Source organism: Paenibacillus sp. 05T425 (assembly GCF_056396205.1).
The window spans coordinates 247,382-261,814 of the sequence record NZ_JBFTLA010000009.1; the positions used below are offsets into that span (position 1 = coordinate 247,382).

Sequence of the window (14,433 nt, forward strand, 5' to 3'; positions counted from 1 at the left end):
TCCACCGTTAGGAGCCAGCCGGCTCCCGCTTTATTCTCACTTTGTTAGCTCATATATGCATTTACATTTACATTTACAGTTATCGCTATTCGGTGACTGCCACGTTTACCTCGTTCGGACGATAGACCGACAGCAGCCGTCCCTCGCGATCCGCGAAAAATAACACGCTGCGCTCTTTCTCCAGCTTGAACGTATAGGATACGCCAGTGCTCTCATCCTTCACGGCGATATCGGCGTCCCAAGCATACTCCGATACGAACACATATAAATATCCGCTCTCGTAGCTCAGCTTCCGCCCATACACGCCAGGCAGATCGCCGCCGGACAACCATTCGAGGCCGCCCTTAGCGCCAGCCGCGTCAGCGGCGTAACGGTACAGCTTCACAAGCGGCTCGAGCCGCTCGTTAAGCTCGACCGGGAGCGAGCTCCAGAGGAATTTCCCTTTGCCGAGCGGCATTTCAAACAATTCGTAACCGCCAGCTGCGTTATTCCGCTGTTCCATAGCGCCATCAACGGGCACTTCCTTCGCGATCTCCGCAATGCGGCGATGGCCGTACGATACCGGCAACGCTTCGCCGGCAAGTACGAGTCTCTCCTCGCGCTGTACATTGCGAACATCTGTTGCGCCTAGCTTGTCTTCCACGCGCCCAGTCACATGCCAGTATGCGTCCAAGCTAAGCGGACCTGTTGCAAGCAGCGTAGCTCCGGTTTGCTCTGCAATGGCGAATAGCTGGCGGAGCGCATCGCTGTCTACGTTATGCGCGCTTGGCAGCACGATCAGCTTCGCAGGCTGCGCCGTTAGATCGTCCAGATGATACTCCGATACGCCTCGGAACGGAAGGTTCAGCTCGTAAGACATTGCCCGAGTGAGGAGTGTCGTCCCGTCAAAAGCGAGCTTGCGATTCGAGAAGTCATTCGAATACGGGAATACGACTGCAATATCCTCCAGCTCCCGATCTCCGAGCAGATGGCCGATTTCGCTTATGAACGCGCCGAAATCGTACGATACGTCGGCTTCCGGCTTCTCCGTTCCATCCGCGCGAAGCGCGCCGATCTGCGATTCGTTCGCGTTATCCATGTAGAAGTTCGTATTCCAAATCCATTGGATCGCGCCAGCACCGCCCGTTGCAAAGGCGTATGCGTACTTACGCTCCAGGAAGCCGCGAAGCTCCTCCTCGGAACGTTTCGCCCTGCCGTCCGGCGTCTCCACGTACATAATGCCCGTTTCCTGAATGACGTTCGGCTTATCCGCCGTTTTCGCAAAGATTCCGTCCCATAGCAGGTAATCATTGAACCACCAGGAGTGAACGGTCGTATAATCGACCGCTTCCGCATAGAAGAACGGCGAAGGCCGCTGAGCGCCAAGCGCCTCGTCCTGTCCGACCGTTACAAGATGGTTCGGACAGAGCTCCTTGATCGCGGCTGTCAGCTCCGATGCCCATCTATTGTGCATGTCCATCGAGAACAGCACGTAGTCGAGCCAACGCGTCCCTTTTTTCGCCGAATGAATGTCCTGAATGCTGAAGTTGATCTCCTCGGCCTCGGGAGGCTTAGCGGACGCAAAGTCAGGCAATTGCAGCGGCGTCAAATTCCAGTGCTCTCTCAGCACATCGATGGAGCCGTGACGCTTCTCCAGCCATTCCGCGAATGCGGCCTGCTCGAACGGATCGCGGCAAGATCTCGGTCCGTCGGAAAAAATCTGGGCAGGATCGAACATGGATGGCTCGTTGATAAGATCCCAGTCGATGTTAGTTGTCTCGCGATGCCTGGAGACGATCGAGCGGATGAACCGCTTCTGCGCTTCCACGCTGCGCGGATCGAGGTAAGGATTGAGTCCTTCCCACGGCTCCGGCGTGAATGAGAAGAAGGTGAACGTCAATTGCAGATCATGACGCTTCGCCGTTAGGACGAAAGCATCGATTGCCCGCAACACCTCCTCCGACGCATGACCGTCAACCTGCATAATATTGCGGTAAGCCGTCCATATGCCGGTACGGATCCAGTTGATGCCGGCTTTTTTCATTTGGGCCATATCGCGGTCCCAGACCGCCGCATTCGGCAGGAACAGGAATTTGCGCGCAACGTCGCTCGTCATATACGTCATGCCGACGACCGGCATCGTCTTGCCGTTCTTCACGAAGAAGTCGCGTCCTGTTTGGATGGGTTCCCCTTGCTTCAACAGCTCGTCGTCCCTGCCCCAGAAGCCTTGCTTCAGCACGCGTACTTCTCCGCTCGGCGCTTCGGCGCGGCAAGTAACGCGATAGAAGCCGCTTTCGATATCAAAAGGCAGCGAAATGCGGACGATATTGTGCCAGTCCGTCACTTCCTCCTGCCATGTTTTTGTCCATAAAGCCTCTGCTTCGCCTTCCCGTTGGGCGGTTAGATCGAAGCTCCACGTAGTAGACGCGCTTGCAGCGGAGCGGCTTAGCCGCTGCGTTTGCAGCGTCAGCTGCGCGCGGTCGCCAGCTTCATAAGAAGCATAATTCGGCTTCAACCACAGTTCTGTTACGCCGTGAGCGGCGAATGCCGCCCAGCTTGCCACATGCTCTGCTCCGCCGGCAGACCAGAAGTCGGCCGTAAGCGGCTGGCCGACGAACAGCCAGCGGCCGCCCTTGAACGGTCCGCCGACATGCTCCCAAAGCACAGCCGGAGCCGATACTTCGCGGCCTTCCGCGCTAATGCCTTTCAACAGCGGATAGACGCGCGTGTCCATCGGACCCGACGAGCCCATCTGATGCGGGAGGTCGCTGCTCTTCGTGACATGCGGAACCAGATTCCACGTATCGTGAATCGGCAGCAAAGTCTCGCTGCCTTCGAACAATGGAATCTCGGTCATCGATTCAAGCGTTGTCGCGCGTGCGCCATCTACCCGAAGCGCTTCATGGATATGAAGCTGCTGATGGTAGGCGGTTTGCTCCGCTTCCACGATCCATTCGCCGCCTTCTTGGCGAACGGGATGCTTGAACGGCGCGCCTCCAATACTAAGCAGGCTGCCTCCACGCTGCAGGAAATCGATGATATCCGCCCACGCAGCCTTCGGGAAATACGGCGCGTGCATATTAATGAAGCAGCCGCCTTCAGCCGCGCGAAGCGCGGCGCCAAGACCTTCTGCGTCTACTGCCGTTCCGATCTCCATCAATCCCGTCAATGCCGCAGCCGCTTGCGCTGCATCCATCGCGCCGCTGATCGGGAACGCCGGATCGGCGAATAGGATGAATCGGCTCATCATAGAAGACCGTCCTTCATCGCTTTGTACACCAGCTGCGAGAACAAGCTGTTCGACCAAGCGAACCATTTTCGAGTGAAGATCGTCGGATCGTCGGAATGGAATCCTTCATGCATGAAGCCGGTATCCGCATCGGTCGCTTCCAGCATATCGATCATCGCAAGCTTCTCTTCGTTCGTCGTTGCCGTCAAACCTTGCATGGAAAGCGCCATATGCCAAATGTAGCCTGGAGGCGTATGCGGGCTTCCGATTCCTTTTGCCGCTTTGCCTTCATAATAGAAAGGATTGCTGTGGCTAAGCGCAAATCTTCTTGTGTTCTGATACACCTTATCATCCGCGGTGACGTAACCGAGATACGGAATCGAGACGAGTCCCGGCGTGCCGGCGTCGTCCATCAGGCAGTAATTGCCGAAGCCGTCCGTCTCGTACGCATAGATAGGACCGAATTCGGGATGGCGATAGATGCCGTACAGTTGGATGCCATGATCGATGTCCGCTTCCAGGCGCTTCAACTTCGCAAGCAAATCCATATCGCGGAATACCCACTCGGCGAACTCCTGCATTTGGCGCAGCGTCACAACCGCGAACATATTGCCCGGAATGTTGTAATGGAAGTCGCAAGCGTCGTCGCTCGAACGGAAGCCCGACCAGACCATGCCCGTATAGTTGACCGGCATGCCTATTCCATCATTGCGTATCGAGTCCTCCTTGATGCCGTTATCCCGCGTGAAACGGTACGGCGATTTCTCGAAATGATGCTGCTCTGTTTTGAACAAATCATAGATCGTGATCATCGCTTGCTTGAAGCCGGCGTCGAAAATATCCGTAAGGCCCGTTTCTTTCCAATACTGATAAGCCAATCGGATTACGAAGCAAAGCGAGTCGATTTCGAACTTGCGCTCCCATACCCATGGCGACATTTCCGTCTCGTCGGTCGTATTCCAATGCCAATCGTTCGCCGTTTCATTGAACGCGTTCGCGTAAGGGTCAATGCCGATATAAGCGATATGACGTTTGATAAGGCCGCTGATAATACGTTGCAGGTCGGCGTCATCCTTAGCAAGCGGCACGTAGTGAATCACCTGCTCGACGGAATCACGCAGCCAAAGCGCCGGAATATCGCCGGTAATGACGAAGGTCGTGCCGTCGTCCATCAGCTTCGTCGTCGTTTCCAGCGTATTCGGAAAACAGTTCTTAAACAGCTGAAGCAGCTTAGGGCGATGCGCCAGCTTCTGCTCGGCTTCTTTCAACACGTCTTGAACCGCTCCCGGCAGTTCAAACGTAGGCATTGGTATCTTAGGCAATCTGAATTGTTCCACAGCGAATCTCTCCTCTGTCCAAATGAAGTTAATCTTAGTATTTACTTACTTCTATCCGCCGCGTTGCCTCCGAAAAAGCCTCCTGCAACGGTGTCCGTGACCAAATAGAGCTATAATGTAGCTTTATTTCGCAAACTTTGGTGTGTGTCTAGGAAATAGAGCTAGAAATTAGCTCTATTCACCGCGTTCCCTCCGAAAAAGCCTCCTACGACGGCGCCCCTGACCAAATAGAGCTATAATGTAGCTTTATTTCGCAAACTTTGGTGTGTGTCGGGAAAATAGAGCTAGAAATTAGCTCTATTCGCCGCGTTGCCTCCGAAAAAGCCTCCTGCGACGGTGTTCCTGACCAAATAGAGCTATAATGTAGCTTTATTAAGCAAACTTTGGTGTGTTTCGGGAAAATAGAGCTAGAAATTAGCTCTATTCACCGCGTTCACTCCGAAAAGGCCTCCTACGACGGTGTTCCTGGCCAAATAGAGCTATAATGTAGCTTTATATCGCAAACTTTGGTGTTTGTTGAGAAAATAGAGCTAGAAATTAGCTCTATTCGCCGCGTTGACTCCGAAAAGGCCTCCTACGACGGTGTTCCTGACCAAATAGAGCTATAATGCAGCTTTATTTCACAAACTTTGGTGTGTGTCGGGAAAATAGAGCTAGAAATTAGCTCTATTCGCCGCGTTCACTCCGAAAAGGCCTCMTACGACGGTGTTCCTGACCAAATAGAGCTATAATGCAGCTTTATTTCGCAAACTTTGGTGTGTTTCGGGAAAATAGAGCTAGAAATTAGCTCTATTCGCCGCGGCTAATGCCAATACATCTATTTAGAAAGTCAATTTGATCGTTTTGATTTCATACGGCGCGAAGTGCAGCGTGATCAGACCGTCTTCGGTCACGATCGACTCTAGCTCTTCCTCCAGCGCGTTGGAAACCCGCGCCTGCGAGAAAGCATGCGGCCAGCCGAGCGTGACGCTTTCGCGGCCGCCGGACGATTCGTACAGACGGATGACGATGCCGTCGCCGTCCTCGGCAGGCTTCACCGTGTCGACGACGACATGCTCGCCGTCGAACGAAATATACGACTTCTCCGATACCGCCGGAGATTCCGCAAGGGATACCGAAACGGCTTCGCCGTTAAGCTCCGCCGCCTTGCGCAGCGTATGCGCTTCTCGCCAATCGCCCTCATGCGGATACAGCGAGTAAGTGAACGCGTGCTCGCCAAGGTCTGCCGTAACATCCGGCCACTTTGGCGCGCGCAGCAGCGACAGGCGAATGACGCTGTCTTGGATATCGTATCCATATTTGCTGTCGTTCAACAAACTTACGCCGTAACCGCGCTCGGATACATCGGCGAACCGATKGCCGCAAACCTCGTATTGCGCCTGTTCCCAGCTCGTATTACGATGCGTCACCCGTTCCAAAGCGCCGAACGGAATTTCGTAGGTCGCCTTATCCGTCACGATATCAACCGGGAATGCGACCTTCAGCAGCTTATGCGCCTCGTTCCAGTTCACCTTCGTCACGAAGTCGATCCGCTTGTCATCACGGTACAGAATCATGTCCTGGCTTATGTCGGATTGTCCGATTCGCCAGCGGAAGCGCAATACGTCCATCGTCTCGCCCGTCAATACGACTTCCTTGCCCAGCAGTACAGCGTCTCCGGCTGGTTGTTGCTCATAACGGTCGTCAATATCCCAAGCGTCCCATAACGTCGGGCGGTCATGGAAGAAGTCGAACCGGTTGCCCGTCTCGCCGTTCTTCAACACTTCCCTGCCTGCCTGCTTATCGAACAAGCTTGCGATTTCGCCCCGTTCGTTGAATGTAATCAGGTAAAGCTCGGTTTCCCATCTATCCTCAAGCGGAGCATGAGCAGCAGCGGCCGCAACCGCAGTACCCTCACGCTTCAGCCCTATCGTCTTATATCCAAGAGCCGGAACATTCGGTACTCTGATTACCGCCGAACCATCCTCAGTCATCCGGTCCATCGACAGCTTCACTCCATTGCTATCGTAAGCCTGCAGATCTGATGCAGCGTCCGCCAGCTGCAGCATGACGTCACGACTCCAGCCTAGGCTATTGAATACGGCAAGCGATTCGCCAGCCGCGCCGCCAGCTCCGATTCCGGCAGTCAGCTCCTCAAGCCCCGCTTGTAGACCAGCCCGGCCTTTCGCGAACACTTGCTCATATTCCTTCGTCGAAGTCTCATATGCTTCCGTGATCGCCGAGCCTGGAATAATATCGTGGAACTGGTTAAGCAAAATCAGCTTCCAGCCTTCATGCAGCTGCGACTTAACGGAATCCAGCCGCGCCTTGTTGCCACCTGCATAAGCAAGCGATTGCCACAGCTCGGCTTCCCTGTACAGAATTTCCGCTTTGCGATTGTACAGCTTATTGCGTCCATGCGTCGTATACGTGCCGCGATGAAGCTCCAAATACAAGTCGCCTCGCCACTTCGGAAGCGAAGACGATGCCTCGTCGGTGCCGGCGAAGAAATCGGCCGCCGTACTGTAGCGGCTGGCCGGTTGACCGACCATCAGCTCTGCGCGGTCGATGTACTCCAGCATTTCGCGGGTTGCCCCGCCGCCGCCGTCGCCATGTCCGAACAACAACATCTGCTCCGCATGTTTATCCTTCTCCCGGTAAGACTGCCAGTGATCGTGCACGTCCTTCGGCAGCGTGTTTTCGTTGACGCCGTGATTCAAATACGAGAGCATCGGCGTGCCGTCGATGCCGACCCAATGGAACAGGTCGTAAGGGAAAACGTTCGTATCATTCCATCCAAGCTTCGTCGTCATGAAATAACGAATGCCGCCATGCTTCAATATCTGCGGCAGCGAAGCGCAATAACCGAACGTGTCCGGCAGCCACTCGATCTCCGAGGTTATGCCGAACTCTTCCCGATAGAACCGTTGCCCGTACAGCATTTGACGCATAAACGATTCGCCGCTCGGAATGTTCAGATCGGGCTCGACCCACATGCCTCCGACCAGTTCCCAGCGTCCTTCGCGGATTCTGGCTTTCACCCGCTCATACAATTTCGGGTCGTTCAGCTTCAAGTATTCGAACAATAACGGTTGACTCTGCGTGAACCGATATTGCGGATATTCATTCATTAAGGCATCAACCGTCGAGAACGTACGGCTCGTCTTCCGAACCGTCTCACGCGCCGGCCACAGCCAAGCGATGTCGATATGCGATTGGCCGACCATATGCATCAGACCTTCCGCATTGCCGCCAATCCGCTGAACCTCGGCACGCAGCCGCTCCTCGATGGCTGCGACCGCTCCCGTCACGGGCAGCGACCATTGCCGCTCGTCCAAAGATACGAACGCGTCCATCGCTTCATATAGCGCGGCCATCAACCGGCTGCGCCGTCCATCCTGCTCGGGAATCAGCAGCATGCTGTCCCTCACGACTGTTGCCGTGTACATCAGGCTTTGCACAGGCCGGTTAACCCTCACCAACAAGCTGCGAATAGAAGTCATCGGAGGCTGAATAACAGCCTGCTGATTAAGCGGATCCACCGGTTCGGGAATCGGATCGTACATCTCGATCTCCAGCTCCAACCGACCGTCGCCGCCCGCCATGCTTTCGCTCAGCGTAACGAACGTATGATTCCGATCAATCCCTTGCGCGGAAGCGCCGTTAACGCGCAGCAGCCCCTCGCCGCCGGAATCGAAAATCAAGCCGATACCGCCGCTGCCCGCCCAACCGGCAGGCAGCTCCAAGCTTTTACGGAAAAAATAAGTCGTGCCTTGTTTGCTCGGAAAACGGCTATAGTCGTTTCCCTCCGGATAGGGAGCAATCCCTTCATACTGTCCCGGCAGCACATAAGTCGAGCGGTCGATCGTCCAATCGTTCAGCTCCACCTGCTCGAGCCACTGGTGCTCCGAAAGCTCGCGTATAAATCTTCTAATCCGCTCCATCCTTACTTCGCCTCCCGGACGATGAGGTCTGCGCTTAGCGTATCCTGCACATTGCGCCCCACAAGCACGCGGAACAAGCCAGGTTCTACGACAGGCACCATGTCCTTGCCGATATATTGCAACTGCTCGGCTCCAACCGCGAATGTAACGGTACGTTTCTCGCCAGGAGCAAGCTCAAGCTTCTGGAAGCCCTTAAGCTCGCGCTCCGGACGCGTCACCTTGCTGGCGACATCGGACACGTAAAGCTGCACGACCTCCGCCCCGGAGCGATCACCTGTATTCATAACGTCCACCGTCACCAGCGCTTCCTCGCCCATAGCGAGCTCAGCCGGCTCGACCGACAAATTCGAATATTCAAACGTTGTATAGCTAAGCCCGTATCCGAACGGATAACGCGGCTGCGAATCTTCCTCCAAATACCTCTTGCCTCGCGAGCGCTTGCCGTTGTAGTAAACCGGCAGCTGCCCGGTATGCTTCGGAATCGATACCGTCAGACGACCGGACGGATTCTCGTCGCCGAACAGCACATCGGCTATCGCACTTCCGCCCTCCTGCCCCGGATACCAAGCCTCCACGATCGCATGCGCGTTCTCGTCGATCCACGGCTCCACGATCGGACGGCCGTTAATGTACACGACGACGACCGGCTTGCCGAGCTTATGCACTTCCTGAACCAGTTCCAGCTGCACGCCTGACAAGCCAAGCGAGACGCGGTCGATGCCTTCGCCGCAATCCATGTCGTTCCACGCGTTTTCCGTTACCTTCGAGGCGCCGGTGCGCAGATCGATCGTGCCTTCGCCGAAGTCGCGCGCGCTCGAGCCGCCGACGACCATGACGATCGAATCGGCCGCGGCGGCGCATGCCAGCGCCGATTCGAACCCTTCGCGCGACTCGCCGCGAATGCGGCAGCCCGGCGCGTACAACACTGCTTCCGGATCGTCCTTGTACCGGCTGCGAATCGCTTCCAGCACGGTCACGACTTTATCCTTCGGCTGCGGCGACGTATAATCGCCAAGCTGATTATAGAAAGCGTCGGCATTCGGACCAATGACCGCAATCCGACCCGCGGTACCCTTCTCCAGAGGCAGCGTCCCACCATCATTTTTCAGCAACACGATACCCTCGCTCGCAACGCGGCGTGCCAACGCGATATGCTCCTCGCTGCCGATCAGCTTCTCCGCCCGATCAGGGTCGGCATAAGGCTGCTCGAACAAGCCGAGCTCGAACTTCAGCGCCAACACGCGAGCAGTTGCCGTATCCAATACGGCCGGATCAAGCTTGCCCTCGCTCAAAGCCTGCAGCAAATACTGCCCGAACATAACACCTGACATTTCCATATCGATACCTGCCGTGATGGATTGCACGGATGCGTCCAAGCCGTCCTCGGCTACATCATGTCCGGACGCCAGCATATCGATCGCTCCGCAATCGGTAATGACCATACCGTCGAAGCCCCACTCGTCGCGCAATATATCCTGCAGCAGCTCGCTGCTCGTCGTACACGGCACGCCGTCGATTTCGTTGTAAGCCGTCATAATCGATTTCGCTCCTGCTTCGACCGCCGCCTTGAACGGAAGCATATCAACCTCCAGCAGCTCGCGCTTGCCCATATGAACCGGGCCGGCGTTGCGTCCGCCCTCCGAGCTGCCATACCCGACGAAATGCTTCAACGTCACGGCCACGCTATCTTCATGAGCAAGCGACTCGCCTTGGAAGCCTTCAACGGAAGCTTTCGCATATTCAGCGATCAGATGCGGATCTTCACCGAAGCATTCTTCCGTCCGTCCCCAGCGCGGATCGCGCACGACGTCGAGCACCGGCGAATACGTGACGGCACCGCCTTGGCTGCGCGTCTCCTTCGCCACGGCGCGGCACATCTCGCGATACAGCTCGACGTTCCACGCGCTGCCTAGCGACAGCGGCACCGGGAATACCGTCGCCCCGATCGCCATATGGCCGTGCGAGCATTCCTCGCCGATCAGAATCGGAATGCCAAGCCGCGAATGCTCCATCGCGTACCGCTGAATCGCATTGACCGCTTCCGCGCCCTCGCGCGGCGACAAGCCCGACTCCAGCGTCACGCCCGTCCATGGATCGGCGCGAAGCGCGCCGTACAAGGAGCCGACGCCCCCGGCCGCGACTTGCTGCTTGAACGATTCGGCAAGCTCCACCTTGCCGTCCTTATGCTCGTAAGTCTGCCAGCCGAACGGCTGCAGCAGCTGTCCGACCTTCTCATCTAGCGTCATTCGGCCAAGCAGATCGGCTACCCGTTCCGCTATCGGACGATGGCTCTCTTTATAGATCACGTAAGATCGCTCCTCTCTCCTATTCCTTAACCGCTCCGACCGTCAAACCTTGAATGAAATAACGCTGGAAGAACGGATAAGCGAAGATGATTGGTCCCGTCGCCAATACAACCATCGCCATACGCGACGTATCCTGCGGCATATTGCGCAGCGCCTCAAGTCCAAGCGAGCTGTTCTGCGAATTTTGCATAATGAATTGCAGATTCGTCTCGATACGCATCAGCATCGATTGCAGCGGTACGAGATTCGGATTGTCGATATAGAGCAAAGCGTTGAACCAGTCGTTCCAATAACCGAGCGTGCTGAACAGGGCGATCGTAGCCAGACCCGGCAGCGACAGCGGCAGAACGAGCTTAATGAATGTGCCGAACTCGCCGGCGCCGTCGATTTTACCCGATTCGATGACTGCATCAGGCACGCTCGTGCTGTAGAACGTCCGAAGAATCATAATATAGAACGCATTGACGGCCAGCGGCAAAATAAGCGCCCAAACCGTATCTTTAAGACCGAGCAATTGCGTCGTCACGATGTAAGAAGGCACAAGACCGCCGTTGAACAGCATCGTGAAGAAAGCGAAGAAAGCGAAGAAATTGCGGTATTTGAAGCTTTTGCGCGATAGCGCATAGGCATATAGGGCAATGAACAGCAGGCTGACGATCGTGCCTACGACGGTGACGAAGATCGTTACCCCATAGGAACGAAGCAGCGTATCGCCTGTTTGGAATACATATTTATAGGCCTCGAGGCTCCACTCCGTCGGAATGAGTCGGTATCCGTCCCTTGCCAGAGCGTTCTCATCCGTAAACGAAATAATGACGACGAACAAAAATGGAAATACGCATATAAAAGAGAATAGGCCGGCGAACAAATTAAAGGCCGCGTTCCATGGCGTAGACAGCTTATGGAAATCTCGTTGTTTTTTCTTAACTAGTGACATTTGGCGTCCACTCCCTTCCGAAGTTTAGAACAAGGCGTTATCTTTATTGAATCTGCGTACGATATAGTTCGACGTAATGACCAAAGCGAATCCGACTACCGATTGATACAAGCCGGCCGCCGTGCTCATGCCGATCTCGCCTGTCGTTTTCAGACCGCGGTATACATACGTGTCGATAACGTTCGTGACCGAATACAACGTTCCCGAATCCCTCGGCACTTGATAGAACAAGCCAAAGTCTGCGTAAAACACTTTACCTACGGCTAGCAACGTCATGATCGTAATGATCGGCGACAGCAGCGGAAGCGTAATGTTGCGAATTTGCTGCCATTTGTTAGCTCCGTCGATCATCGCCGCTTCATAAAGCGATTTGTCGATGCCCATAATGGCCGCCAAATAGACGACGCTGTTATAGCCGACGGCTTTCCATAGATAGATGAACACGATGATATAAGGCCAGTACTTCGGATCGGAGTACCATTGCATCGATTCCCAGCCGAAATATTCGAACACATAATTCAATAGACCGCGCTCGGAACTTAGGAAGCTGAACGCAAAATATCCGACGATTACCCATGACAAAAAGTACGGAAGGAACATGCCGGTCTGATATAGCTTCGACAGCTTCTTATTCGTAATCTCGGACAATACGACGGCCATAAGCACCGCCAGCGCAAGACCGACTACGATGAACACCGCGTTATACAAAATCGTGTTGCGGGTAATGATATAAGCATCATCCGTGCTGAATAGAAACTTGAAATTATCAATACCTACCCATTTGCTGTTGACGATACTGGCCCAGAACCCGTCTCTGTCGAACCGGTATTCCTTGAACGCGATAACCGTCCCGAGCATCGGGATATAGGAGAAGAACAGAAACCATAGGGCACCCGGAAGCACCATGAGCAGCATTACTTTATTTTTAACGACGTCTTTGAAAATAGCGCCGAGCGTTTTCATAATCATCCCTCCAGACTCCTGATAGCTTAAAAAAGAAAAGAATCGGGCGAAGATTCTTCACCCGCCCGATTCGCGTTGCCTACTATTTGTTGTTCGCTGCTTTCCAAGCGTCAAGCTGCGATTGTACTTCCGCTATTACCTTATCAAGGCCAGCAGCCTTGAATTTCTCGTTCGCTTTCGGCAGGAACTCGTTAGGATCAACGGCTCCCGTCATCAATGCAGACCAGAACTCTTCTTTAACGTTTTGTACAGCTGCAATTTCTTTGGATACTTTTGTTGCGTCGAAGTTAAAGCCAAGCAGCGGAGCGTCGATGCCCGATGCGTTGAATTCTTTGAACAGCTCCCATTTGTTCTCAGGGTCGTTCTCATTCAAGTACGTAATAAGCAGGTTGCCGAGGGAGAACGTCGGCATATCGTAGTTTTTCGAGTCAGGCAGGTTCTTCATTACGTTTTCGCTGACTTTCTCGTAGTGAACGCCTTCGATACCGGAGTCGATCATGTTGCGAAGCACCGGATCGGTGTTAAGCAGGTTCAAGAACTCCATTGCTTTCTCTGGGTGCTCCGAGTTAGCCGAGATCGCTTGCATCGAGCCCATAACCGACCAGTTGAACGTGTACGCTTTGCCGGCAGGTGTCGATGTAACCGGGTAGCCGTAGCTTGCCGTCCATAGATTTTCTGCAAGCGGTTGAGTCGAAGCGCGGTCCGTGAACCATTTGCCCGATTTGTACAGGTCTTCAACCGATGTTGTCGTCGCTGCTTCAGGCGAAATGTAACCTGCTTCGTAGAACTTGTGCATCGTATCCAGAGCAGCCTTCAGCTCAGGCGTGTCGAAGATGTTAAGCACTTTGTAATCTGTTGTGTCCAAGTAAACGGCCATTGGCAGCTTCTCGATAATGTAATCGAAAGGCATGAGTGGCACGAAGTCTTTCGTAAGGGAAAGCGGCGTCACTTGCGGCTCGTTATCCTTGATTGTTTTCAGAAGCGGCTCTAGGCTTTCCATCGTCGTAACGCTCTTGATGTCCAGGTTGTATTTCTTCACGAGCTCATCGTTGAAGCGCCATACCTCTTGAGCAGGAAGCTCTTTGTTGGCAGGCACGCCATAGTTATGGCCGTCAACCTTGGAGCCTTCGAGGAACGCCGGATCAAGCGTTTCTTTGATGCCTTTGCCGCTTGTCTCGAGCAGATCGTCGATCGCCGTGAATGCGCCTTTACGCGCGTTTTGCACGTAATCGAACGCCCACGAGCTTGTGAACAAGATGTCCATCGGCTCGCCCGAGGAAACCATTACCTGCATTTTTTGTGTATAGTCACCAAAGTCGATCATTTTCATGTTAACCGTTGCATTGATTTTTTCTTTCGTATATTCGTTGATTTTTTCATTGACCTTAGCCAAATCTTTCTGCGGTACACCAATCGTGTACCAGATAAGCTCAACCGGCTTCTCCGACGATCCGCCGTTGCCGTTGCTCTCCGTTTTGTTGTCACTGCCGCATGCGCTTACAACTAGCGCGAACGCCAGCAGTGCCGTTAACAGCACAGAAAATCGGGTTTTCTTGTTACTCATGTATGTTACCCTCCCCTTCGAATATCGCCCTCGGGACAAGCTTCGCATGGTTACATCCTTCCGCGCAGCATGATCGTTTATACGTGCTGTCGTTGCGTGAAAGCCTTTTCCCTGTTACTTAACGCTTGTCCTTCGAACTCCCTTAACTTTATAAAATGAAAACATTTTCAAATAGAATAGAAACTAAATAAATCA

The 14,433-nt window shown here is 54.2% G+C and carries 7 protein-coding genes; all 7 read right to left on the reverse strand.

Going from position 1 to position 14,433, the window contains the following annotated elements; genetic code table 11:
* Positions 1-85: 85 nt before the first annotated feature.
* Positions 86-3,229: a beta-galactosidase gene (locus AC1DF0_RS21660; RefSeq protein WP_477575279.1), complete on the reverse strand. Its 3,144-nt coding sequence runs from the start codon at positions 3,227-3,229 to the stop codon at positions 86-88.
* Positions 3,226-4,545 carry a glycoside hydrolase family 125 protein gene (locus tag AC1DF0_RS21665; RefSeq protein ID WP_477575280.1) on the reverse strand — a complete coding sequence of 440 codons (1,320 nt, stop codon included), beginning with the start codon at positions 4,543-4,545 and terminating at the stop codon, positions 3,226-3,228. Before AC1DF0_RS21665 ends, AC1DF0_RS21660 begins: the two co-directional genes overlap by 4 nt.
* 821 nt (positions 4,546-5,366) lie before the next feature.
* Positions 5,367-8,468 (reverse strand): alpha-mannosidase, encoded by a 3,102-nt coding sequence (locus AC1DF0_RS21670; RefSeq protein ID WP_477575281.1) that lies wholly within the window; start codon positions 8,466-8,468, stop codon positions 5,367-5,369.
* Between the two features lie 2 nt (positions 8,469-8,470).
* Positions 8,471-10,714 (reverse strand): glycoside hydrolase family 3 N-terminal domain-containing protein, encoded by a 2,244-nt coding sequence (locus AC1DF0_RS21675; RefSeq protein WP_477575319.1) that lies wholly within the window; start codon positions 10,712-10,714, stop codon positions 8,471-8,473.
* A 79-nt stretch (positions 10,715-10,793) separates the two neighbouring features.
* Positions 10,794-11,711, reverse strand: a complete 918-nt coding sequence (locus AC1DF0_RS21680) for a carbohydrate ABC transporter permease (protein WP_442048442.1) — start codon at positions 11,709-11,711, stop codon at positions 10,794-10,796.
* Positions 11,712-11,735: 24 nt separating this feature from the next.
* Positions 11,736-12,674: an ABC transporter permease gene (locus AC1DF0_RS21685; RefSeq protein WP_477575320.1), complete on the reverse strand. Its 939-nt coding sequence runs from the start codon at positions 12,672-12,674 to the stop codon at positions 11,736-11,738.
* A gap of 82 nt (positions 12,675-12,756) precedes the next feature.
* Complete coding sequence (locus AC1DF0_RS21690) at positions 12,757-14,238, reverse strand: ABC transporter substrate-binding protein (protein ID WP_442048441.1); 1,482 nt, start codon at positions 14,236-14,238, stop codon at positions 12,757-12,759.
* Positions 14,239-14,433 lie beyond the last annotated feature (195 nt).